The sequence below is a fragment of the Micromonospora sp. WMMD987 genome, assembly GCF_029581435.1.
Lineage (GTDB): Bacteria > Actinomycetota > Actinomycetes > Mycobacteriales > Micromonosporaceae > Micromonospora > Micromonospora rifamycinica.
The window spans coordinates 2,453,033-2,476,047 of sequence record NZ_CP120861.1 but is presented as its reverse complement, the minus strand read 5'-3'; the positions used below and the strand labels follow the sequence as shown (position 1 = coordinate 2,476,047).

19 protein-coding genes and 1 riboswitch are annotated in these 23,015 nt (G+C 73.3%); of the genes, 8 read left to right on the top strand and 11 right to left on the bottom strand.

Going from position 1 to position 23,015, the window contains the following annotated elements:
• Positions 1-151: 151 nt before the first annotated feature.
• Complete coding sequence (locus O7612_RS10620) at positions 152-2,374, bottom strand: DUF6077 domain-containing protein (protein WP_282272670.1); 2,223 nt, start codon at positions 2,372-2,374, stop codon at positions 152-154.
• Positions 2,375-2,547: 173 nt separating this feature from the next.
• On the bottom strand, positions 2,548-3,186 hold the full coding sequence (locus tag O7612_RS10615) for a TetR/AcrR family transcriptional regulator (protein ID WP_282272669.1): 639 nt from the start codon (positions 3,184-3,186) through the stop codon (positions 2,548-2,550).
• A 177-nt stretch (positions 3,187-3,363) separates the two neighbouring features.
• On the opposite strand from O7612_RS10615, the gene O7612_RS10610 reads away from it, so the two are divergent.
• The 4 genes from O7612_RS10610 to O7612_RS10595 all read left to right on the top strand — a co-directional run bounded on the left by O7612_RS10610 (position 3,364) and on the right by O7612_RS10595 (position 8,469).
• Positions 3,364-4,257 (top strand): ABC transporter permease, encoded by an 894-nt coding sequence (locus O7612_RS10610; RefSeq protein ID WP_067303420.1) that lies wholly within the window; start codon positions 3,364-3,366, stop codon positions 4,255-4,257.
• Entirely contained in the window at positions 4,250-5,068 is an 819-nt protein-coding gene (locus O7612_RS10605) for an ABC transporter ATP-binding protein (RefSeq protein ID WP_067303417.1), read from the top strand. Before O7612_RS10610 ends, O7612_RS10605 begins: the two co-directional genes overlap by 8 nt.
• Before the next feature lie 167 nt (positions 5,069-5,235).
• A complete protein-coding gene (locus O7612_RS10600) occupies positions 5,236-6,744 on the top strand; it encodes a bifunctional cytidylyltransferase/SDR family oxidoreductase (RefSeq protein ID WP_282272665.1) in 1,509 nt (502 codons plus the stop codon).
• Between the two features lie 24 nt (positions 6,745-6,768).
• Entirely contained in the window at positions 6,769-8,469 is a 1,701-nt protein-coding gene (locus O7612_RS10595) for a CDP-glycerol glycerophosphotransferase family protein (protein ID WP_282272663.1), read from the top strand.
• Positions 8,470-8,778: 309 nt separating this feature from the next.
• Here the strand turns inward: O7612_RS10595 and O7612_RS10590 are convergent, their stop codons facing one another.
• From O7612_RS10590 to O7612_RS10575, 4 genes are all read right to left on the bottom strand, one after another.
• A complete protein-coding gene (locus tag O7612_RS10590; RefSeq protein WP_282272661.1) occupies positions 8,779-9,648 on the bottom strand; it encodes a C39 family peptidase in 870 nt (289 codons plus the stop codon).
• Positions 9,649-9,910: 262 nt separating this feature from the next.
• Positions 9,911-10,054: riboswitch (cyclic di-AMP (ydaO/yuaA leader) on the bottom strand.
• A 343-nt stretch (positions 10,055-10,397) separates the two neighbouring features.
• The gene (locus tag O7612_RS10585) at positions 10,398-11,156 is read right to left on the bottom strand and encodes a hypothetical protein (protein ID WP_282272659.1); all 759 of its coding nucleotides are present in this window, start codon (positions 11,154-11,156) and stop codon (positions 10,398-10,400) included.
• 138 nt (positions 11,157-11,294) lie between these two features.
• The gene (locus tag O7612_RS10580) at positions 11,295-11,693 is read right to left on the bottom strand and encodes a hypothetical protein (protein ID WP_282272657.1); all 399 of its coding nucleotides are present in this window, start codon (positions 11,691-11,693) and stop codon (positions 11,295-11,297) included.
• Between the two features lie 249 nt (positions 11,694-11,942).
• On the bottom strand, positions 11,943-13,130 hold the full coding sequence (locus tag O7612_RS10575) for an acyltransferase (RefSeq protein WP_282272655.1): 1,188 nt from the start codon (positions 13,128-13,130) through the stop codon (positions 11,943-11,945).
• Positions 13,131-13,314: 184 nt separating this feature from the next.
• On the opposite strand from O7612_RS10575, the gene O7612_RS10570 reads away from it, so the two are divergent.
• The 3 genes from O7612_RS10570 to pseI all read left to right on the top strand — a co-directional run bounded on the left by O7612_RS10570 (position 13,315) and on the right by pseI (position 17,319).
• Positions 13,315-14,640: a polysaccharide pyruvyl transferase family protein gene (locus O7612_RS10570; protein ID WP_282273874.1), complete on the top strand. Its 1,326-nt coding sequence runs from the start codon at positions 13,315-13,317 to the stop codon at positions 14,638-14,640.
• A 65-nt stretch (positions 14,641-14,705) separates the two neighbouring features.
• Positions 14,706-15,935, top strand: coding sequence for a glycosyltransferase (locus tag O7612_RS10565; protein WP_282272654.1), 1,230 nt, complete (start codon positions 14,706-14,708; stop codon positions 15,933-15,935).
• Positions 15,936-16,266: 331 nt separating this feature from the next.
• Positions 16,267-17,319, top strand: a complete 1,053-nt coding sequence (pseI, locus tag O7612_RS10560) for a pseudaminic acid synthase (RefSeq protein ID WP_282272653.1) — start codon at positions 16,267-16,269, stop codon at positions 17,317-17,319.
• A 185-nt stretch (positions 17,320-17,504) separates the two neighbouring features.
• On the opposite strand, the gene O7612_RS10555 is transcribed toward pseI, so the two are convergent.
• The 4 genes from O7612_RS10555 to O7612_RS10540 all read right to left on the bottom strand — a co-directional run bounded on the left by O7612_RS10555 (position 17,505) and on the right by O7612_RS10540 (position 20,514).
• Positions 17,505-18,071 carry a hypothetical protein gene (locus O7612_RS10555; RefSeq protein ID WP_282272652.1) on the bottom strand — a complete coding sequence of 189 codons (567 nt, stop codon included), beginning with the start codon at positions 18,069-18,071 and terminating at the stop codon, positions 17,505-17,507.
• A gap of 79 nt (positions 18,072-18,150) precedes the next feature.
• Positions 18,151-18,897, bottom strand: coding sequence for an SDR family NAD(P)-dependent oxidoreductase (locus O7612_RS10550; RefSeq protein WP_282272651.1), 747 nt, complete (start codon positions 18,895-18,897; stop codon positions 18,151-18,153).
• On the bottom strand, positions 18,890-20,266 hold the full coding sequence (locus tag O7612_RS10545) for an AMP-binding protein (protein ID WP_282272649.1): 1,377 nt from the start codon (positions 20,264-20,266) through the stop codon (positions 18,890-18,892). The genes O7612_RS10550 and O7612_RS10545 overlap by 8 nt, the downstream gene beginning before the upstream one ends.
• Positions 20,263-20,514, bottom strand: coding sequence for an acyl carrier protein (locus O7612_RS10540; RefSeq protein WP_282272648.1), 252 nt, complete (start codon positions 20,512-20,514; stop codon positions 20,263-20,265). The genes O7612_RS10545 and O7612_RS10540 overlap by 4 nt, the downstream gene beginning before the upstream one ends.
• Positions 20,515-20,603: 89 nt before the next feature.
• Between O7612_RS10540 and O7612_RS10535 the strand changes: the two genes are divergently transcribed.
• On the top strand, positions 20,604-21,113 hold the full coding sequence (locus O7612_RS10535) for a GNAT family N-acetyltransferase (RefSeq protein WP_282272646.1): 510 nt from the start codon (positions 20,604-20,606) through the stop codon (positions 21,111-21,113).
• Positions 21,114-21,238: 125 nt separating this feature from the next.
• Here O7612_RS10535 and O7612_RS10530 read toward each other — a convergent pair whose 3' ends face one another.
• Positions 21,239-22,987 carry a hypothetical protein gene (locus O7612_RS10530; protein ID WP_282272644.1) on the bottom strand — a complete coding sequence of 583 codons (1,749 nt, stop codon included), beginning with the start codon at positions 22,985-22,987 and terminating at the stop codon, positions 21,239-21,241.
• Between the last annotated feature and the right edge of the window lie 28 nt (positions 22,988-23,015).

Genomic DNA, 23,015 nt, shown 5'->3' with positions numbered 1-23,015 from the left:
GACGGGCGTGACCGCAGCACCGCGACCGACCGAGCGGCCTGCGGGTGACTGCGACTTTAACGTGAGCGGACGTCCCGGTGTCGCTCGGGTATCCAGGTCCATTTCGGGCAGACGCGACGATACCTCCCGGGCGGCACCGGACGTCCGTCGCTCAGCCCGACCGGCCGTAGCAGGTCGTCGCGCCCGGCCCGGGGCGGCTGGCCAGCTTCTCGAAGCCCAGCTCGACGGCCATGTCGCGGGCGTACCGGTTGCCGTCGTAGACGCAGATGGTGCCCACGCCGAGCCGCTCCACGGCACCGCCGACCTGCTCCCGGTCGGGTTTTTCCCGCCCGTCGGCGAAGTGGGCCAGCAGCAGCCGGTCCTTGGCGAAATCGGAGTTCAGGTCGTACTCCACCAGGTAGAAGTCGCGGGGCAGGACGACCCGGACCCGGCTGGTGACGATCAGTGAGGTCCGCATGATCGTCGAGGGGGCGAGGACCAGCCCGTCCGGCCGGTCCTGCCCGGCGATCCAGAAGGCGATCTTCTGCCGCTGCTGGGGCAGCTTCCAGGTGGGGCGGGTGTGCGTCTCCACCCAGCTGTCCGGCGACCACATCGGGGTGGCCCAGACGGCGAACGAGGTGACCATCGCCGCGGCGACCAGGGCACCGACCGCACCGCGCAGCAGCCGCGACGGCGACGGGACGGACACCGTGCAGAGCAGGCCGATCAGGGTCGGCAGGGCGAGCAGCCACGGCACCCGCCAGAGCACCACGGAGATGCCGGTCAGCGCGCCGAGGGTCTCCAGCACGCCCGGCACCAGCAGCACGCTCATCACCAGGGCGGCACCGGCGGCCAGCAGCGCCGGGGTGCGGCGGCGGGCCAGCAGCGGGCCGCACCACAGCGCCAGGCCGCTGATCACCCCGACGATCCCGACCAGCAGCGTGCGCCGGTAGGTGTACTCGGCGTCGAAGAAGGCGTCGTCCGCGCCGGCCGCGTCCATCCCGCCCAGCACCAGCCGGGACACCACGATCGCCCCCACCGGGTACGCCACCGCGGCCAGCCCGCCGACCACCGCGTCCTTCCACCGGCCGACCAGCAGCATCGCCAGCCCGGCCGCGCCGACCAGCATCGGCAGGATGATCGCCGAGGTGGTGGTGAGACCGGCAGCGGTGACCGAGAGTGCGAAGACGAGCAGCAGCGATCGGCGGGACCGGGTGTCGAACCACTCGGTGAGGTAGAGCCACATCAGCGGGATGACCGCCGAGACGAACATCCCCTTGCCCTCGTAGAGCCGGGGCAGGTGGAAGGTGCCGAGCGCGGCGTCCGAGCCGGCCACCAGGTAGAGGTAGGTCACCGCGACGCTGAACGCGAGCACCGGTCGGCGCGGCGCCCACCGGTGGGTGAGCCGCCACAGCGCCAGGACGGCCAGCACCGCCATCACCGGCAGCGCGAGGTACCAGGTGGCGGACGCGCCGTGGATGCCGAGCACGTGCGCGAGCGCGCCGTCGAACACCTCGATCGACGGGGTGGGCGGCAGCGAGCCCATCGCCGGGGCGACGTTCTCGGTGAACAGGAAGTCGTTGGTGGGCACCAGGTCACGCTCGGCCACCCAGACCGTCTTGCCGACGTAGTAGACATCGTCCGGGGTGTTGCGGGCCAGGTAGAGCGAGGAGATCGCCACCCCGGCCGAGACCAGCAGCGCGTACCCGGCCTGGCCGGCGGTGGGGCGGGGCGGGGCGGGCGGGGCCGCCTCGTCGGCCCGCCAGGCCCGGCGGGTGAGCAGCATGGTCCCGATGGCGGCGGCGGCACCGGCGGCGGCCGGGATCCACCAGGACAGCACGTCGCCGGCCGGGGTGCCGGCAAGGCCGGCGGTGACGGCGGCCACCACCCCGGCGGCGATCACGGGCAGCAGCCAACGACGCGGCTGGCCGGTCCCACCGGACGACGCGGTGTCGCCGGCCGGCACGGTCGGGGTGGTGTCGCCGCCGGCCGGCACGGTCGGGGTGGTGTCGCCGCCGGCCGGCACGGTCGGGGTGGTGTCGCCGCCGGCCGGCGCGGTCGGGGTGGTGTCGCCGCCGGCCGGCATCGTCGGGGCACCCGGAGCGGTGGTGCGGCTGCGGCGGACGGCCCGCACCCCGGCCAGCCCGGCCAGCAGGACGCAGCAGGCGAGCCAGCTCAGGAAGGTCACCGACGGGCGCAGGTCGAACAGGAACGACACGTGGTAGAGCACCGTCCACAGCGCGAAGCCCAGCACCCCGGCGTCGGTGACGACGGCCGGGGCGGCGGCGAGCGCCGACCGCAGTCGACGTGCGGGCTGCGGTCGGCCGGCGGCCGGCGCGGCGGAGGGCGGCGCGGGGGGCGGCGGCGCGACGGCAACGGGGTCGGCGTTCGGCACGGTTCGTCCTTGTCGTCGTACGGTGCGCGAGGGTCGGGCGGCGGGCGGGCGGCGGTCCGCGACGGCCGCCCGGCTGCGGTCCGGAAAGCAGGGTAACCGCAACCGCCCTGCGGGGACGGCCGGTGGGCGGCGTGGCGGTGTCGCGGAGGTGACCTGGTGGGGTGCGCAACCGGTCACCGGGGCACCGGCGCCTCCCGCTGCCGGGGCACCGTGCCGTTCGCGGTCAGCCCGATGGCCACCGATTCCACCAGCAGGTCCAGGTAGGTCGGGGTGAGCGGGGTGCGGGCGATGGCCAGCCGCCAGTACAGCGGGCCGACGATCAGGTCGACGGCCGCGTCGGCGTCGGTGTCGGCGGGCAGCTCACCCCGCTCCACGGCGCGACTGATCAGCCGTCCGCCGATCTCCTGCTGCTTGGCCCGCAGCAGCTGCTGGAGGGTCTCGTCGATGGTCGGGTTGCGGGCCGCCTCGGCGAGCAGGTCGGGAATGATCTGCGAGGCCAACGGATGGCTCAGCGCGTGGGCGACCAGCTGGAACAGCAACGTCAGGTCGCCGCGCAGGCTGCCGGTGTCCAACGCCGGCAGTTTGCTGCCGGCGGCGGCGACCACGGTCTCGATCACCAGGTCCAGCTTCGAACTCCACCGCCGGTAGATCGCGGTCTTGCCGACCCCGGCCCGCCGGGCGACCGCCTCGATGGAGAGCCGCCCGTAGCCGACCGCGGCGAGTTCCTGCATCAGCGCACGACGGATGGCCCTGGTGATGTCGCCCCTCAGCACCGCCGCACCGGCCGGCGCACGCCTCTTGTCGCTGGTCATCGGGGACTCTTCGCACCTGTCACGTGGGCCAATGTAGCGCAACGACGGTACGGTTGCGTCCCGACGTGTTATGGACTACCGTCCACGCAGCGACGAGGCTGCCCCGGCACCGCGCCAGCCCACCGAATCCATCGTCGCGCGCATCCCGTTGGTACGAAAGATCGGAGCGCCCTTCCCATGGCCACCACCGCGCTGGTCGACCCCGAAACGGGCCTGACCCAGGCGCAGCTGGCCGCTCGGCACGGACTACGGGTCGCCGGCGAGCGCCCCTCCCTGACCGAGTACAGCCGCAGACTGTGGGCCTACCGGCACTTCACCGCCGCGTACGCCAACGCCAAACTGGTCGCTTCGTACAGCAACGCCAAGCTGGGCCAGATCTGGCAGGTGCTCACCCCGCTGACCAACGCCGCCGTCTACTACCTGATCTTCGGCGTGGTGCTCGGGCAGAACACCATCCCGAACTTCATCGCGTACCTGACCACCGGGCTGTTCATCTTCAACTTCACCCAGAGCGCGGTGCTGGCCGGCACCCAGTCGATCAGCGGCAACCTGGGACTGATCCGGGCGCTGCACTTCCCCCGGGCCTGCCTGCCGCTGGCCGCCACGCTGACCCAGTTCCAGCAGCTGCTGGCCTCGATGATCGTGCTGATCGGCATCGTGCTGGTGACCGGCGAGCCACTCACCCTGGGCTGGCTGATGCTGCCGCCGGCCCTGCTGCTCCAGGCGGCCTTCAACGCCGGGGTCGTGATGGTCGTCGCCCGGATGGGCTCCAAGGCCAGCGACCTCAAGCAGGTCATGCCGTTCATCCTGCGCACCTGGATGTACGGCTCCGGGGTGCTCTACAGCGTCAAGCTGTTCGACCGGCTGCCGGAGTGGGCCTCGACGCTCATCCAGTTCAACCCGATCCTGGTCTACATCGAGCTGGCCCGGTACGCCCTGTTGGAGCAGGCGCCACTGCTCAACGAGTCGTTGACCCAGCTCTGGCTGGTGGCGGCGGGCTGGGCGCTGCTGGGCGGTATCGCCGGATACGTCTACTTCTGGCGCGGCGAACAGGAGTACGGCCGTGGATGACCGGTACGAGACGTCCAACGACGTCACCGTGACCCTGCCCCGGGTCGTCGAGCGGATCCCCACCGTGGTGGTGGACGACGCGCACGTCATCTACCGGGTGCACAAGGGCGCCGGGGGCGGGAGCACACCGGTGGCCGCGCTGCGCCGGCTGGTCAAGCGCTCCTCCGCGCCCAACATCCAGGAGGTGCACGCGGTCAAGGGGGTCTCCTTCACCGCGTACCGGGGTGAGGCGATCGGCCTGATCGGCAGCAACGGCTCCGGCAAGTCCACCCTGCTGCGGACCATCGCCGGGCTGCTCCCGGTCAACCGGGGCGCGGTCTACACCCAGGGCCAGCCGTCCCTGCTCGGGGTGAACGCCGCCCTGCTCAACGACCTGTCGGGGGAGCGGAACGTCACGCTGGGCTGCCTGGCGATGGGGATGCAGCCCGACGACGTGGCCCGGATGACGCCGGAGATCATCGAGTTCTCCGGGATCAACCAGCGGGGCGACTTCGCCAGCCTGCCGATGCGGACGTACTCCTCGGGCATGGCGGCCCGGCTGCGGTTCTCCATCGCCGCCGCCAAGAAGCACGACGTGCTGCTGATCGACGAGGCGCTCGCCACCGGCGACAAGGGCTTCCGCAAGCGCAGCGAGCAGCGGGTGCGGGAACTGCGCGAGGGGGCCGGCACGGTCTTCCTGGTCAGCCACCAGCTCTCCTCGGTACGCGACACCTGCGAACGGACGATCTGGTTGGAGTCGGGGCTGATCCGGATGGACGGCCCCACGGACGAGGTGATCCGGGCGTACGAGGCATTCGCCAACGGCAAGTAGTATTCCGGGCGCACGTACGGCATCGACCCGGTGCCCGACGGACCGCGTCGTCCCGTGGGGCGGCGCGGTCCGCGCGTTAAGGTTCATCCCGTCGCCACGCTGGCGCAACCTTCCGTTCAGGGCGACCCCCGGAACAGGTGCAGACATCCCGAGAGTGAGGATCGGCAATGACGCAGGACCACACCACTGGCCCGGACGCCACACCGGAGACCCCGGCACCGTGGCGGCCCTCGCGGACGGTGGCGGTGGTGCTGGCCGGAGGCACCGGGACCAGGCTGGGCCTGGGCATCCCGAAGCAGTTGCTGAAGATCGCCGGCAAACCGATCATCGAGCACACCCTGGCCGTCTTCGAGGCCGCCCCGGAGATCGACGAGATCATCGTGCTGATGGCCGCCGGCCACGTCGCCGACGCCCAGCAGATCGTCGACAAGGCCGGCTTCCGCAAGGTCAGCAAGGTGATCTCCGGCGGCGACACCCGCAACGCCACCACCCGGATCGCGCTGGACGCGGTCGGCGACGGCGACGTCAACATCCTCTTCCACGACGCGGTCCGCCCGCTGGTCAGCGCCCGGATCGTCCGCGAGTGCGTGAACGCGCTGTGGAGCTACTCCGCCGTCGACGTGGCCATCCCCTCGGCCGACACGATCATCCAGGTCGACGAGGACGAGTGCATCACCGACATCCCGGTCCGGTCCCGGCTGCGCCGGGGGCAGACCCCGCAGGCGTTCCGCTCGGGCACCATCCGGGAGGCGTACCGGCGGGCCGAGGGCGACCCGGACTTCGCCGCCACCGACGACTGCGGCGTGGTGCTGCGTTACCTGCCCGGCACCCCGATCAAGGTGATCGACGGGTCGGACGAGAACATCAAGGTCACCCACCCGGTCGACGTGCACCTGGCCGACAAGCTGTTCCAGCTCGCCGCCGCCCAGGCCCCCCGGCTGTCGCACCGCAGCTACACCGAGGAGCTGGCCGGTCGGACGATCGTCATCTTCGGCGGCAGCTACGGCATCGGGCACGACCTGGCCGAGCTGGCCCGGGGGTACGGCGCACAGGTCTTCCCGTTCAGCCGCTCCAGCACCGGCACCCACGTCGAGCAGACCAGCGACGTCGAGGCCGCGCTGAAGACCGCCTTCGAGGCCACCGGCCGGATCGACCACGTGGTGGTCACCGCCGGCATCCTGGAGAAGGGCGCGCTGGCCGAGATGGACGAGGAGACCATGGACCGGGTGCTCCAGGTCAACTTCGTCGGGCCGGTGATCGCCGCCCGGCAGTCCCTGCCGTACCTCCAGCAGACCAAGGGCCAACTGCTGCTCTACACGTCCAGCTCCTACACCCGGGGCCGGGCCCAGTACGCGCTCTACTCGTCGACGAAGGCGGCGCTGGTCAACCTGACCCAGGCGCTCTCCGACGAGTGGGCCGAGTTCGGGGTGCGGGTCAACTGCATCAACCCGGAGCGCACCGCCACCCCGATGCGCACCAAGGCGTTCGGTGAGGAGCCGGAGCACACCCTGCTGGCCGCCGAGGCGGTCGCCCAGTCCTCGCTCGACGTGCTGATCTCCGACCTCACCGGCCAGGTGATCGACGTACGGCGGGCCCCCGGCGAGCCGGCCCCGGTGCCGGCCCAGCCGACCGCCGCCGAGCACGACCGGCTGCCCGACAGCGTCGACGCCGGCTGACCCCGACCCCGGAAACGGTGTGACATGCGTGGTGACCTGGTCAGGAAACTGATCGCGCGGTGCCTGACCACCGGCCTGGCCGTGGTCGCCTTCCTGGTGGTGGCGTTCACCGGGGCCACCGGCTGGGGCCTGGCCCTGGCGGTGGCCGCGCTGGCCGCCGCCGGCTACGAACGCCGGGTCCGCCCGGACGCCGACATCGTCGCCGAGACGGTGCTGCTGGCCGCCGGCGTCCTGGTCGGCTACACCCGTCGGCTCGACGACGGGTTCGACCCGGTGCTGGCGCTGACCGCGCTGGCGCTGCTGGGCCTGGTGCTGCTGGTGGGGCCGCTGCGGGACGCCGGCAACCTGGAGATCCGGGCGGCGAACCTGCCGGTACGGACGTGGACCCCGCTGGTCGCCGCCCGGCTCGACGGCGTGCTGCTGGGGCTGCTCGCGGTGGTGGCGGTGGCCGCCGCCCTCGCCCTGCCCGCCGTGGTCGCGCTGGCCGTCGTGCTGGTGGTGGCGGTCGGTTGCGGCGCGGTCGGCCTGGACCTGGCCCGGCGGCGGTTCCGGCCGGCGGGCGGCGGCAGCCCGGTGACCCGGGCGCTGCGGGCGCACCAGCCGGAGTTCCTGCTCTACTTCTCCGCTCCGCCCGGCTCGGAGTACCAGGTCACCATGTGGCTGCCCTACCTGGAACGGCTGGGCCGACCGTTCCTGGTGCTGCTGCGGGAGCCGGAGTTCCTGCCGACGATCGCCGCCGCCACCCGCGCCCCGGTGGTCTACTGCCCCACCCTGAAGGCGATGGACGAGGCGCTGGTGCCCAGCCTACGGGTGGCGTTCTACGTCAACCACGGGGCGAAGAACAGCCACTGCATCCGGTTCACCCAGCTCACCCACGTGCAGCTGCACCACGGCGACAGCGACAAGGCCCCCAGCGCCAACCCGGTCTCGGCCATCTTCGACAAGATCTTCGTCGCCGGTTCGGCGGCGATCGAGCGGTACGCGCGGGCCGGCGTGGAGATCCCCGCCGAGAAGTTCGTCGTGGTCGGTCGACCCCAGGTCGAGGGCATCGAGGTACGCCAGGAAGCCCGTCCGCTCACCGCCCCGACCGTGCTCTACACCCCCACCTGGACCGGCCACCACGCCGACGCCAACTACTGCTCACTGCCGGTGGCCGAGCCGCTGCTGCGCCGGCTGCTCGACCGGGGCGCCACGGTGATCCTGCGCGCCCACCCGTACACCGGGCAGAATCCGGCCTCGGCCCGGCAGTTGGCCCGGCTCACCGAACTGCTCGCCGCCGACCGGTCCCGCACCGGTCGGGAGCACCTGTGGGGCGCGGCGGCCAGCCGCGAGCTGAGCCTGACCGACTGCGTCAACCGCTCCGACGCCCTGATCTCCGACGTCTCCGGGGTGATCTCGGATTACCTCTATTCGGGCAAGCCGTACGCGGTGACCGACCTGGGTGTCGACGGGGACGAGTTCGTGGCCCGCTTCCCGCTGGCCGCCTCCGGCTACGTACTGCGCCGGGACATGTCCAACCTCGACGAGGTGCTGGCCGGGCTGCTGGACACCGACCCGTTGATGGCGGCCCGCTGGCAGACCCGCCGTCGCTACCTGGGTGACTTCCCGGCCGACTCGTACGCCGACGGTTTCCTCGACGCCGCCCGGCGGGAGCTGGAGCCGGAGTGGAACCCGCCGACCCCGCGTACCGCCCGGAACACCGCCACCCTCTCCCCCCACCCCTGACCCACATCCCGCCCGCTCCCACTCGCCCCCACTCCCGCCCGCCCGCTCGCGCCCGCCCGCGCCCGCCCCTGACCTCCCGCCCGCCCGCGCCCGCCCCTGACCCCCCGCCCGCGCCCGCGCGCCCCCCGCGCGTCTCCCTCGGCAAGATCACGCTCGATCCATGGTCGAGTGGCATCGCGAGCGCCGGATGCCACTGGAACATGGATCCGACCTCGTTCGTCCGCCGGCGGGATTGGCCTGCGACAGCGGACCGCCCCGGCGCCCGGGGTCGGGCGGCCGGGGCGGTCCGGTTCGCGGGTGGGGCGTCGGTCAGGCCGAGTAGCCCCGGGTGGCGATCCAGTTCGCCAGGGTGGTCACGCCGACCCAGTACGCCGGCAGCGACGGGTCGGCCGAGTCGGCGATCCGCACGGTGCGACCGTTGTCCCGGTATCCCACCACGGCGACGTAGTGGCCGCCGGGGAAGGAGTGCCAACCACCGTCGAGGTCGGTGACGTCCCCGGCCACGTTGGCGACCACGGCCCGCTTGGCGGCGACCGTCTCCACCACGTCGGCCCGCAGCCGCTCGACCTGGGCGTCGCTCGGGGTGCCGGCGAACATCCGGGTCCGGTACGGGTCGCCCTTCACCACGGCGTTGAGCACCCGGGTGGTGTCCTCGGCCGAGTTGGTGCCCATCTCGGTGGTACCCAACTGGGCGGCGAGGTCGTCCTGGCCGCGCTCGATGCCGGCTGCGCTGAGCGCGTTGCGCACCGCAGCCGGGCCGCAGTAGTAGTAGGTGGTCTGGGCCTGGTAGTCGTAGCGGAGCAGCTTCGACGACGGCGGCTTCGGGGCCACCACCCGGCGGGCCAGGTCCGGGTCGGCGGTGGGCCGGGCCTTCGCCCGGGTGGCCCGCGGCGACGGCGTGGGGCTCGCTGACGGGCTGGTCGTGGGGGTGACCGACGGGCTCGCCGGAACGGGGACGGCGACCCGGGCCTGAGCCCGGCTGGCGACATCGTCGAGACGGGGGGCGGGCTCGGCGACGACGGCGGTCGAACGCGGCTGGTCGGTCGGGGCGCCGGCGACACCGGCCGCCAGCGCGGCGGCACCGGTGGTCAGGACGAGGACCGCGGCCGAGCCGACCACCACCTGGTACGGACGCTGGGTGGTCAGGCGGCGTAGCTGACGTTTCATGTGATGCTTCACGGGGTGTTCCTCCACGGGGCGAGGCGGCGACACGCCGGACCGGCACGCGGCGGGCTACGCCACGCGCGGATCGGTCGGAGGGGCCGCTGGTGCGGTCGGGACCGCCCGGACGGGGCCGGACGGATCGGCGGAGGCCGCCCGACAGGGGCCGGGCGGCGGGGCGGACGGCCGGGTCAGCGCTTCGGGCGCGACGGTCCGGCGGTGCCCCGGCACCGAGGTGGAGGAACTACCGAGGGGGTCGGGTCATGCTGCACGAGCAGGGAACTCCTTCCGCTGCCGCCGACCGGGTTAGCTGACGGATTCGGGCGGGAAGATCGCCCTACCCCGGGCCGTGGCCCGGCGATTCACCCCAGTGGTGCGTGTGGGTCCCCGGTTCGTGACTCGCACGATTGAGCGGGTCGGCACGGCGTCACCTTCGGCGATCGGAAACCGCACCGGACCGCAGCGACACTACTGGTCGGTTTTCCCCTCGCCAACCCCTGTGAGCTGCGTAAACATCCTCCGGCGAGCTGTCTTCCGGGGCACTCGGGCACCGACCTGCCGCAGCGGGTCCGATGGTGCGTCCGGGCCCGTCCGGGCGCGAACCGGACGGGCCGCCGGTAACCCCCGGTGATCGCCACGCTCGATGTCACCGACTGTGACCCGGTGTCCGAATCCCTACCCGGGGTGACGCCGACCACAACCGACAGGTAACGATTCGGCCGCCGACCTGTCGCCGGGCCGAGTCGATCCCCCGCGACCGCTCGACCTCAGTTCACCCGGGCAGGTCGCCAGCGGGCGGCGAGGGGCAGCCGGGCCGCCGACGTCACGGGGCGGGGCGACGGGATCCGGGCCGGTCGCAGCCGCTGCGCCGCCGCGTACGCCTCGACGGCCAGCGACCGGGCCGCCTCGGCGGCCAGTTCGGCGTCCCGCCACGCCAACCGCTCCCACCCGGCCGCGGCCCGGTACGCGGTACGACGGTCCTCGCGGACGGCGCGGGCGAGCATCACCTCGTGTTCCACCGGGTGCCGGCGTGGATCCCACCCGTCGCGGTGCGCGAAGACGTCCCGCAGCCGTTCGACCGACAGCTCCCCCCGCCAGTGCGCCGCCACCGCCTCCTGGTGCAACCACCGCTCCCGGTCGGCGTACTCGATCGGGGTGCGGGGGGTACGCGGGCGGGGCAGTGCGCCGGCACCGGCGAACCGACGGGCCACCGTGTCCGCCTCGTCGTACGCCTGCCAGGCCCGGTCCAGGGCGTCCTGCGCGGCCAGCCACGCGGACCGGCGACGGCGGGCGGTCTGGGCGGCCCCGGAAGCGGCCACCGCCACCTCCTCGGCGTAGCGCCGCAGATCGGCGAGCGGAGGCGGGGCGTCCGACGGCGGGCCGTCGGCGGCCAGGTCGGTCGTCCGGTCCGGTTCGGGGCGGGCGACCAGGACGGCGAGCCCGGTCAGGGCCAGGACGAGCAGCAGGGACCAGATCACGGTGGCGGTCGGGACCTCGATCAGGAACTGGGAGAGCACGGTGTTCACGGTCGACACCTCGTGGGCGGGTTGCGGAAGCGGAGGCCGTACCGGCGGCGGGACCGTTGCGGAGAGAACCGGCCGGGCGGTGCGGAGTGAGGTTCGTCGTCGGTGCGGCACGGGCGGATCGGCCCCGTGCGGGCCGGGTCAGCCCGCCGGAGGTGCCCGGGGGCCGGCAGTGGCGGCGGGCACCCGCCCTAGCGGTGTGGCCAGGGCCGCCACCGGCCGGCTCTGCGCGGTGGTGACCGGCACCGTGAGTGCCACGGTATCGACCGGCTCCCCCGTTGCCGCAGTCGTCCACTCGACCGCCGGGTCACCGGCGCGGACGCCGTCGGGCCTGCCGACCGGGGCGGCCGGGGTCGGGGCGGCGGGAGAGGACGGGGACGCGTCGAGCGCCAGGGCGGTCGCGGCCGGCTCGAACAGCGCGGGGCCGGGTAGCCCGGGGCCGGCGGCGGCGAACGCGAGCGCGACGGCAAGGCTGGTCAGGAGCCGGGACATCCCGCGCGCGACCCACCACAGGGGACTGACGGACGCGACCGGGGACACGTGACCACGCTACCGCCGGGGTGACCGGCCCGCAGCATCGCCGGGCGTGTCGCCGCGCCCACCATGGTGGACCCGGTCGCGTCCGCCGGAGGAAGCCCGATCGCTGCGGGCGGCCGCTGTCGACCCCCGCCCGGGGTGGCGGCTGCCGGTGGGATGGCGGCTGCCGGGTGCCGGTGGTTGCGGGCGCCGATCAGGTGGCGGGTGCCGGCGGGGTGATGGGTGCCGGCGGGGTGGCGGGTGCCGGCGGGGTCAGCGCGGGTCGCGCGGCCCGACGTACTCGACGGGACGTCCGCCGTCGGCCGCCCTCGGCCCCGGCACGATGGCCGGTCCGGCGGGAGCGGGGGCGGCGGGAGCGGGTGGAGGGCGGCGGCGGGGGGCGAGACGGCGCATCATCGGGGTCTCCACCCAGCGGTGCACGGCGGCGGCCAACGCCAGGTTCACCACCAGGAAGCCGAGCACGGCCAGCGGCCCCGACCAGCCGGGCAGCCCCACCCCCCAGTGCCCGGTGAGCCGCAGCACGGTCATCATCACCAGCACGTGCACCAGGTAGAAGGCGAACGACACCTCGCCGAGCCAGACCAGGGTCCGGTGCCGCCACGGGGACCAGTGTCCCTGCACGTCCGCGCGGGCCGCCGCCGGGATGACCAGGATGTACGCCACCGACAGCAGCGCCGCCCACATCTCGGCCGGGATCCAGTGCGCCACCACCCAGACGGCCACGAACAGCAGGCTGGCCAGCGGCAGGCCGGGGCCCCGCCAGTGGCCCCGGCGCAGCAGCTCGGCAGCGGCCACACCCAGCCAGAACTCGGTGGACCGGACCAGCGGGAAGACCTGGGTGAACCACCAGTTGGTGCCCTCGGGCAGCAACGCCTGACCGGGCCAGAGTGCCAGGATCACCAGCGGCACCGCCACCACCACGGCCCAGAGCAGGCCGGAGTGCGCCCGCCGGATCGCCGGCAGCACCAGCGGCAGGCAGAGGTAGAAGAACAGCTCGCAGGAGAGCGACCAGCTCACGTTGTTGATGCTGTAGAAGTAGCCCGGGGTGGGATCCCACGCCTGGACCAGGAAGAGGTTCTCCAGCGCGGCGCGGGGCACCACCGGGTCGGCGAACCACCACATCACCAGCAGCGCCGCCGCCCAGGTCAGCACGTGGTTGGGGTAGATCTTGGCGAGCCGGCGACGCCAGAAGTCCCGCCGCCGGTCGCCGTCCCGGGTCGACCAGACCAGCACGAAGCCGCTGAGGATGAAGAAGAACTGCACCCCGGACAGGCCGAGGGTGAACAACCAGTCGACCACCGCTTTGGCGTCCGGCTGGGTGACGATCCGCATGGTGCCGACGTGGTAGCCGAAGACCAGCATGGCGGCGATCCACCGTAGGCCGGTCAGCGACGGCAGCCGGCTCGACGCCGGGGACGCGGTGGTGGGCACGCTGGTCACGCCGGGCACCCTACCGGCACACCCCGGCCCCGGTGACGCGCCGGGGTGGTACGGATGTGCGGAAGGTGTACGAAATCCCTCCACTGCCCTAACATCGCGGAACCCCCCGGTGCCGACGTACCCGTGGGTGGGGGTCGGCGGCCCGTCGGAGGCACGCCCGACCGACGAGGAACGGAGCAGACTGGTGCACCAGCGGATCCTGATACGGGCGAAGAAGGACCCGTTCGACGTACGCGGTCCTGAGGAGGCGTACGAGGGGAACTGGATCGGGGAGAACAACGGCAACCTGGTCTTCAGCCACGCCGCGCACAAGTTGCTGCGCACCTCCACCGCGCGGATCACCTCCACCGAGTTCAAGGTGGACCTGCGCGACGTCGACCGGATCAACGAGCAGCACGACGTGTACGTCATCCCGCTGGCCAACGCCTTCCGGCGCAGCTACGCCCACCGCGTCGAGCTGATGACGAAGCTGGTCGAGCGGCTGAAGATCCCGGTGGTGGTCCTCGGTGTCGGCGTACAGACCGACGTCACCGGTGACCGGGAGTACCTGCGTCCGATCGACGACGTGGTCACCCGCTTCGTGCGGGCGGTGCTGGACCGGGGGCCGAGCATCGGCGTGCGCGGGGAGATCACCGCGCAGTACCTGAAGACCCTGGGCTTCTCCGCCGTCGACGTGATCGGTTGCCCGTCGATGTTCCTGCACGGCGACCGGCTCCGGGTGGAGAAGACCGCGGCGACCCTGACGCCCGACGCCCGGGTGGCGTTGACCGTCTCCCCGTACGTCAAGTCGATGGCGAAGATCATCGCCTCGCACCAGGCCCGCTACCCGAACCTGCGCTACCTCCCCCAGGACCTCAAGACGCTGGGCACCCTGCTCTACGGCGACGCCCCCGAGGACCGGGGCAAGACCAGCGCCATCCCGATCCACACCTCGCACCCGCTGTTCACCGAGGACAAGGTACGGATGTTCCTCGATCCGTGGACCTGGATGGACTACCTCGCCGGCTTCGACTTCGCCTTCGGCACCCGGATCCACGGCACCATCACCGCGCTGGTCTCCGGCACCCCCGGCTACCTGTTCGCCCACGACTCGCGCACCCTGGAACTGGCCCGCTACTTCGACATCCCGCACCGGCTGATGAGCCAGGTGCCGGCCGACGTGGACGCGGCACAGCTCTACGCCGAGGCCGACTACACCGCCCTGAACACCGGGCACCGGGCCCGCTACGAGGTGATGCGGGCCTTCCTGGCCCGGCACGACCTGGGCAACGCCTTCGACGACGGGGACAGCGCGGCCCGCTTCGACGCACAGGTCCGCGAGACACGGTTCCCGCCGGCCGTCCGACCGGCGGTGGCGTCCACGCCCGAGGAGCTGCTGGCCCGCATCCAGTGGCTCCGGGACCGCAACGCCGCCCTCGGCGACGACGTGCGCGAGCTGCGGGAGCAGCGGCTGCGGGCGCGGGTCAAGCGGGCGGTTCCCGCACCGGTACGGCGGATCCTGAGCCGTTAACCTGCCGCTCGGTCGCTGTTCAGCAACTCCATCTCCACCGGATACGTCACGTTCCGTGGCCGTCCATGCCCGTGCACCAGGGTGGCGGGGTGGTCAACCAGCCCGCGCCCGCCCCGCTGCTCAGCGTCGTCGTCCCCGTCCACCGGGTGGAGGCGTACCTGCACCAGTGCCTCGACTCGGTGCGTACGGACGTCCCGGCCGACGCGGCGGGCACGGTCGAGATCGTCGCCGTCGACGACGCCTCACCGGACCGGTGCGGCGAGCTGCTCCGCGCGTACGCGGCCACCCATCCGGGCGTACGCGTCGTGCACCTGGACCGCAACGTCGGGCTGGGACCGGCCCGCAACGCCGGCCTGGACGTGGCCACCGGGGAGTACGTCTGGTTCGTCGACAGCGACGACTGGTTGCCGCCGGGCACCGTCCCGGCGGTGCTGGACCGGCTCCGGGCGCACCGCCCCGACGTGCTGATGCTCGACCACCTGCGGGTGCGTGACGACGGCCGACGGGAGGTCGACGCGAGCAGTCACCTGCTGCGCGGCATCCCCGGGGTGGTCCGCCTCGCCGACCGCCCCGGGCTGCTGCGGGTGCAGCACACCGCGTGGAACAAGGTGGTCCGCCGGGCCTACCTCGACGACCTGGAACTGCGTTTCCACCCCGGCTGGTACGAGGACATCCCGTTCAGCAACCCGCTGCTCATCGGCGCGGAACGGATCTCCGTGCTGGACCGGATCTGCTACCTCTACCGGCAGGGCCGGCAGGGTGCGATCACCTCCACCCGCAGCGGTCGCCACTTCGACGCCTTCGACCAGTACGACCGGTTGTTCGACTGGGTGGCCCGGCGGTATCCGGACCAGCGGCTGCGCGGTGAGCTGTTCACCCTGATGGTCAACCACATGCTGGTGGTGGTCGGCAACGACGGCCGGCTGCACCCGCACCTGCGCCGGAGGTTCTTCCACCGGGTCGCCGCGCACTACCGTCGGCACCTGCCGCCGGGCGGCTACCCGCGTCCGGGCGGCGTGGCCGGGCTCAAGCACCGGCTGGTCGGCCGGGACGACTATCTCGCGTACGCCGTGCTGCGCCAGGCGCACCGGCTGGCCGGATGGCTGCGCCGCCCGGTCACCGCGCCGGAGCCGGCCGTGCCTTTCGACGAGCCGGAGCCGGCCGTACCGGTCACCCCGCCGGAGCCGGCCACGCCGGTCGACGAGCCAGAGCCGGCCACGCCGCCAGACGAGCCGGCCCGCGCGGCGGACTCCCCCGCCGGCACGGACGCGCTGGCGGGTCGCGGCAGCCGGTGACCGCCCACCGCCGCACGCCGGCCGATCCACCACCGCCAGCACGCCGGCACGCCAGCCGATCCGGCACCGCCGGCACGCCGGCACGCCAGCCGATCCGGCACCGCCGGCACGCCGGCCGATCCACCACCGCCAGCACGCCGGCACGCCAGCCGATCCGGCACCGCCGGCACGCCGGCCGATCCACCACCGCCAGCACGCCGGCACGCCGGCCGATCCGGCACCGCCGACACGCCGGGCGGTCCACCCCGGCGGTCGACGGCGGCGCGGGGTGCCGGCGTCCGGGTGACGACCACCGGGTACGAGGAACGAGCACAGGGAACAGGGGTCGGATATGACGATGACAGTGAAGATCGGGCCGCACGTGATCGGGGCCGGGGAACGGCCGTTCGTGGTGGCGGAGATGTCCGGCAACCACAACGGTGACCTGGGCCGGGCGCTGGCGATCGTGGACGCGGTGGCGGCCAGCGGGGCGCACGCGCTGAAGTTGCAGACGTACCGGCCGGACACCATCACCATCGACATGGACACCCCGGCGTTCCGCATCTCGGGCGGGCACGAACTGTGGGGCGGACAGAACCTCTACCGGCTCTACGAGCGGGCGCACACCCCGTACGAGTGGCACGAGCCGATCTTCACGCGCGCCCGGGAGCGGGGGTTGACGGTCTTCTCGTCCCCGTTCGACCCGTCGGCGGTGGAGCTGCTGGAGGGGCTGGACGTCCCGGCGTACAAGATCGCCTCGTCGGAGCTGGTCGACCTGCCGCTGATCCGGTTGGTCGCGGGCACCGGCAAGCCGCTGGTCATCTCCACCGGGATGGCCACGGTGGCCGAGATCGACGCGGCGGTGCGCACCGCCCGCGACGGCGGAGCCGGCGGCATCGTGCTGCTGGCCTGCACCGCCTCCTACCCGGCCCCACCGGCGGACAGCAACCTGCGCCGGATTCCGGTGCTCGCCGACGCCTTCGGGGTGCCGGTCGGCCTCTCCGACCACACCCCCGGCATCGGGGTGCCGGTGGCCTCGGTGGCGCTGGGCGCCTGCTTCATCGAGAAGCACGTCACCCTCGACCGGACCGACGGCGGCGTCGACTCCGACTTCTCGCTGAACCCCGACGAGTTGGCCGCCCTGGTGGTCGAGTCCGGGCGGGCACACGCCGCGCTCGGCGGCACCGCCATCGGTCCCACCCCGGCGGAACGGGAGGGGCTGCGGTTCCGCCGTTCGCTGTTCGTGGTGGCCGACGTACGGGCCGGTGACGAGGTGACCGCCGCCAACGTCCGCTCGATCCGGCCGGCCGGTGGCCTGCCCCCGGTGGAGACCGACCGGGTGCTCGGCCGCACCTTCGCCACCGACGTCCCCCGCGGCACCCCCCTCACCTGGGACCTCGTCTGAGCGCATCCCCGCGTCCCATGATCAAATGACCGGCACGCACACGACACGCCGGAGAAACTCTCCGTGAATGCAATGTGATCATGATGAACACGCACGGCACCTTAGGCGGACCGCGCGCGAAGCGGGCGGAGCCGGGGCGGAGCCGGAGCCGGAGCCGGGTGGTGCCACTGACCCGGGCGGGCCACTCAGGGCGCGAAGGCGATCGTGATCACCAGATCGGTCAGGCACAGCGTGCGCCACACCGCGCGGGTGTGCGGGGGTACGGCCAGACCGTGCCGCCGCCACCAGGCGGCCACCGGCACGTCGGCCAGCTTGCACAGGCACTCCGCCCGGGTCCACCGCGACCAGAAGTCGGCCGGCCCGAACCGCGCGGCCAGCGCGGGCGGGACGTCGGCGGCAGCCCGTTCGGCGTCGATCGCCACCCGCCAGCCGGGGGCGGCCGTGCCGTACCAACCGACGCAGCGCCCGTCGTCGAGGTGGCTCCGGGTCACCGCGTGCCGCAGCTCGGCGGGGGTGCCCACGCGCAGGTGCCGTTCGGCGGCGCGCAGCAACGCCGGCACCGGCCGGGTGCCCGCCGCCGAATGCGGGTGGCCACCCACCGCCCCGGACCCCGACAGGCCGCCACCCACCGCCCCGGACCCCGACAGGCCGCCACCCACCGCCCCGGACCCCGACAGGACGCCACCCACCGCCCCGGACCCCGACAGGACGCCACCCACCGCTCCGGCCCCGGGCAGGACGCCACCGATCACCCCGGACCCCAGCGGGTTGCCACCGACAGACCCGGACCTGGACGGGCCGTGGACCGGGCGGCGGCCGGAGCCGGCGCGGTCAGATCGAGGCGGCACCGTCGACCACGATGACCTGGCCGTTGATGTTGGTCTGCTCGCGCAGCAGCATCCGCACCACCGGTACCACCTCGGCCGGCTCGGTCAGGTGCCCGGTCGGGGTCCGCCGGACGATCTGGTCGAGCTGGGTGCTGCCCAGCACGGCGGACATCTCCGAGGCGAAGAAGCCCGGGGCCACCGCGTTGACCAGCAGCCGCCCGCCCAGCTCCCGGGCCAGCGACCGGGTCGCCGCGTCCATGCCCCCCTTGGTCGCCGAGTAGGCCACCAGGCCGGGGAAGCCCCGCTGCGCGCAGATCGAGGTGACGTTGACGATCCGCCCGCGTCGCCCCTGGCCCAACATCCGTCGGACCACCAGGCGGGTGAGCTGCAACGGCGCGGTCAGGTTGGTCTCGACGATCCGGGCGATGTCGACGGTGGCGGTGTGCGTGTGCATCGAGTCCTGCCCGACGGCGGCGTTGTTCACCAGCCCGTCGATCGGGCCGAACCGTGCCTCCACCGCCCGGACGAAGCCCTGCACGGCGGCGGGTTCGGTGACGTCCACCGCGCCGACGTGCACCCGGTCGGGCTGCTCGACGGCCAGTTTCTCCAGCTCGGGCGTGACGGTACGGGCGAAGGCGGCCACCGTGAGCCCGGCGTCGAGCAGGTCGGTGACGATGGCCAGGCCCAACCCCCGAGACCCGCCGGAGACGAGGACGACGGTGCTGGGTGGCACGGGTACGGAGTCAGACATCGCTCTTCAGACTCTCCTTGACGGGAATCTCGGTCAGCAGCCGGATCCGGCGCGGTACCGCGTACTCGGGCAGCCGCTCGGCGCACCACCGCACCAGCGTGCCCTCGTCGGGCCACGCCGCCGCCGTCGCCGGACCGGACGACGCGACGGAACCCGGCGCGGTGGCCGGGACAACGGGCGGAGCAGCCTCCGGCGCGGTGGCCGGGACAACGGGCGGAGCAGCCTCCGGCGCGGTGGCCGGAACGACGGGCAGAGCGGCCTCCGGCGCGGTGGCCGGGACGACCTCGGCGACCACCATCCGGCCGAGTACCGGGGCCCGCCGGCCGGTCACCCGCGCCCAGGCCACCCCGGGATGGGCGGTGAGCACGTCGCGCACCAGCCCGGCGGAGACCTTGCTGCCACCGACGTTGATCTCGTCGGAGTCCAGTCGACCGGTGATCATGACCCGGTCGTCGACGATCTGCACCCGGTCGCCGGTGCGGACCGGTCCGTCGAGCCCGACCCCGTGGTGGGGGGAGGTGATCACCAGTTCGTCGTCGCGCACCGAGAGGGTGGGGCGGCCGGGGGTCACCCGGTCGAGCCAGTCGACCGGAAAGCCGGCCCGGCCGTCGTGCACCACGATCGACGCGCCCACCTCGGAGGAGGCGTAGATCCAGGAGATCCGGGCGGCCGGGAAGACCGCCCGGAGCCGGTCCAGCACGGCCTGGTCGACGGGTTCGCCGCCGAGCGTGAGCTGCCGCAGCGGCACCCGGGCCAACGCCCGCGGATCGCGGTGCAGGGCGCGACGCCAGAAGGTGGGGGTGCCGGAGGCGGCGTCGACCCCGTGCGCGGCGGCCAGCGCCGGCCAGTCGTCCAACTCCTGCGGGTCGACCACCACCAGGTGCTGGCCGGGCTGGGTCAGCGACAGGGTGACCACCTGCCACCAGGCGTAACTGCCGGGGACGTACGGGCAGAGCCAGGTCCGTTCCGGCTGGGCACCGCGCACCGTGGTCACCGAGTCGAGGGTGTGACCCACCCGCTTCGGCCGGCCGGTCGAGCCGGAGGTGAGCAGCCAGAGCCGGCCGCTCTCCGCCGCCCTGGGCATGGTCGGCGCGACGGTCCGGGTCACCCCGTCGGTGAGCACGGTGACGGCGAAGCCGGCGGCGCGCAGGTCGTCCCGCATCGCCGCGTCGATCCGGCCGGGGCCGGCGAGCAGCAGTTCGGTGCCATCCGTGGCGTGTCGCCGGGCGACGGCGAGCGCGTCGGCGGCCCCGGCGACGACCGCGCCGGGCGACGGCAGCCCCGGGGTGGGCAGGTCCCGCCAGCTCCGGGCCACCCCGGCGACGACGACCCGGTTGCCCAGCCCGGCCGGTGCGGTCGTGACGGTCACTGCCGCTGGAGTTCGGCGAGGAAGTCGAGGACGTCCCCGACGGTGGCGATCCGACGCAGACCGGGGGCGTCGAAGTTCAACTCCTCCCCGGTGACGTCCTCCACCCGCAGGGCGAGTTCCGAGAAGTCCAGCGAACGGAAACCGATCTCCCGCAGGTCTGCGGAGTCGTCGTCGGGCAACGCCCGGCCCTGGTTCCGCAACACCTGCGCCATGAGGTCGCGAATCTGCGCGCGGCTCAATTCTTCCATGCGGCGCAGTGTACAGCCCGGCAATTCCCCGGACCGTTTACCCGGGTATGGTCCGTGGGGATCCATGCGGTTAACACAAAGGGGTACCGGTGCTGCGCGAGGCCACGACGGACGACGTTAACCTGATGTTGTCCTGGCGTAATCAGGAAACCAACCGGCAGGTCAGCAAGACCAGTCACCGGATCACCGCCGACGAGCACGCCGCCTGGTGGTCGCGGGTCCGCGCCGACCCGGCCCACCGCATCCTGATGTACGTCCACGACGGCCTGACCGCTGGCGTGGTGACCTTCTCCGACCTGCGCCCCGACAGGCCACGGACCGCCTCCTGGGGGTTCTACCTGGACGCCGACGGGCTGGCCGGGCGGGGTGCCACCCTGCCCGCCTGGCTGGGCGTGATGCGGGCGGCGGTGGACTACGCCTTCGACGTGCTCGCGCTGGACCGGCTCGACGGCGAGGTGTTGGCGCACAACACGGTCGTCCGGCAGATGAACCGTCGTTTCCGGTTCGTCGAGGGCACCGGACACCGGGTGACGCACAACGGGAGGGAAGTCGAGGTCGTACCCATTTCACTGACCCGCGAGAATCGTCGCCGACGCTAATTTCCCCCATTGTCCGACGACCATTAACCGGGCGGCCATCCGACGTTTACCAGCCCGTGTCGGCACAGCCATACAGCCATACAGCCATACAGCCATACAGCCATACAGCCATACAGCCATGCGGTTCAGCGGCGACGCCAGGCGGCCCAGTGCTGTTCCACGTTGCCGCCCATCCGGACGAACCCGTACCGGTCGCCGTCCCAGTCGTCCGGCCCGCCGGGCGCCCACCGGACGAAGACCACGTCGGCGTCGGCCGGCGGCTTCTCGACGAACCACCGCACGTCGGCCCAGGTGACCTGGTGGCTGAGGTTGAACCGCAGGATCCACTGCACGCCGAGGGACGCCCAGACCCGGTCACCGGGGCGTACCCCGACGTCGGCCACCCGGGGGGTCGGTGCGGTCGCGGCGACCATCGGACGGACCAGCCGGTCGGTGATCGTCTGCATGGTGCCGAGGTTCACCACCACCAGCGCGGCGAGCACCGGCACCCGCCACCGGGGCCGCCCTACCGCGACGACCAGCAGCAGGCAGCCGACCAACCCGACCACCGCCCCGGTGAACGGTCGGAACTCGCGCCAGCCACCGGTCAGCGCCATCAGGTCCGGAGCGCCGAACCCGCCGTAGCGCAGCTCGTGCCCCCGACTGGCCACCCAGGCCAGCCGGCCGGCGACCAGCGTCGCGCCGGCCAGCAGCACCCCCGCCGCGACCGCCGCGCGACGCCACCGCGCCCGGGGCGTCGCGGTCACCAGCATCCCCACCCCGACCAGCAGCCAGAACGGGGCGAGCATCTGCACGTACCGGCCGTAGATCGCGTCCAGCGGCTTGGTGGTGATGCCGGCCAGGATCACCGATGCGCCGGCCGCCACCCCGACGCTGGTCACCAGGGCCACACCGAGCGTCCAACGGGTCGCCCCGGCGGCGTCCCGGCTCCCGGTGGAGGCGGGACGGAGCAGGGTGCGGACGGCACCGGCCCAGGCGACGCCGGCCAGCCCGAAGGTGATCACCACCAGGTACCAGAGCTGGGTGGCGACCGCCGCGCCCACCCGCAGCAGCCCCTGCCCCGAGGCGACCGCCCGTACGGTGCCGCCACCGGGGGGATCGCCCAGCAGGTACACCCGGTCGCCGAGCAGCCGGATGACCGCCTCGTTGAGCAGGGCCGCCGCCAGCACCGGCAGCACCGCGGCGAGCACCTGCGGCGGGCCGATCCGCCGGCGCAGGAACAGCAGCAGCACCAGACCGACGTGCACCCCCACGATCACCAGGCCCCGGGAGTGCAGCAGGTGGAACGCCCCGACCAGGGCGCCGGCCCCGGCGGCGACCAGCGGGCCGGGTCGGCGTACCCAGTGGTGCACGGCCAGCAGCCAGGCCAGCACCAGCGGCGCCAGCACCGCGTCGATCATCGCCACCCCGGCGTAGAAGACGGTCGCCGGCAGGGTCGCCGCGACGGCGGCGGCGGCCAGCGCGACCGCCCGGCGCACCGGCACCAGCCGACGGACCAGCAGGTATGCCAGCGGCAGCACCGTCGCGTTCACCGCCGCGTTGACCAGGTGCACCAGCCGGTAACTGTCGACGAAGTCCCGCTCGCCGAGGAACGCCGGGGAGATCAGCAGCGGGTAGCCGACCCGGCGCAGCGGCCCGTTCTCGCTGCTGAATCCGCCCGGCCCACCGACCAACGCACGGGCGGTGTGCAGGTAGCTGTCCTCGTCGGTGTGCGCGATGGGCAGCGGCACGTGCCGGGACGACCACATCCGCCAGCCGACGCCCAGCAGCCAGCCCACCGTCAGCAGCACCGGCACCAGCCAGCGGCGTCGGCCCGCCGGCCGCGCGGGTGAGCCGACGACCGCCTCTCGCCTGACCTCGGTGCCGGACACCATCGTCGCCTCCTGCCCGTCGGGGTGCACC

What these genes read in the sequence shown, in the direction of transcription:
- O7612_RS10565 (WP_282272654.1), top strand. Translation starts at nt 14,706, where the DNA reads ATGCCCGTGCACCAGGGTGGCGGGGTGGTCAACCAGCCCGCGCCCGCC.
- O7612_RS10530 (WP_282272644.1), bottom strand. Translation starts at nt 22,987, where the DNA reads ATGGTGTCCGGCACCGAGGTCAGGCGAGAGGCGGTCGTCGGCTCACCC.
- O7612_RS10595 (WP_282272663.1), top strand. Translation starts at nt 6,769, where the DNA reads ATGCGTGGTGACCTGGTCAGGAAACTGATCGCGCGGTGCCTGACCACC.
- O7612_RS10540 (WP_282272648.1), bottom strand. Translation starts at nt 20,514, where the DNA reads ATGGAAGAATTGAGCCGCGCGCAGATTCGCGACCTCATGGCGCAGGTG.
- O7612_RS10610 (WP_067303420.1), top strand. Translation starts at nt 3,364, where the DNA reads ATGGCCACCACCGCGCTGGTCGACCCCGAAACGGGCCTGACCCAGGCG.
- O7612_RS10615 (WP_282272669.1), bottom strand. Translation starts at nt 3,186, where the DNA reads ATGACCAGCGACAAGAGGCGTGCGCCGGCCGGTGCGGCGGTGCTGAGG.
- pseI (WP_282272653.1), top strand. Translation starts at nt 16,267, where the DNA reads ATGACGATGACAGTGAAGATCGGGCCGCACGTGATCGGGGCCGGGGAA.
- O7612_RS10600 (WP_282272665.1), top strand. Translation starts at nt 5,236, where the DNA reads ATGACGCAGGACCACACCACTGGCCCGGACGCCACACCGGAGACCCCG.
- O7612_RS10550 (WP_282272651.1), bottom strand. Translation starts at nt 18,897, where the DNA reads ATGTCTGACTCCGTACCCGTGCCACCCAGCACCGTCGTCCTCGTCTCC.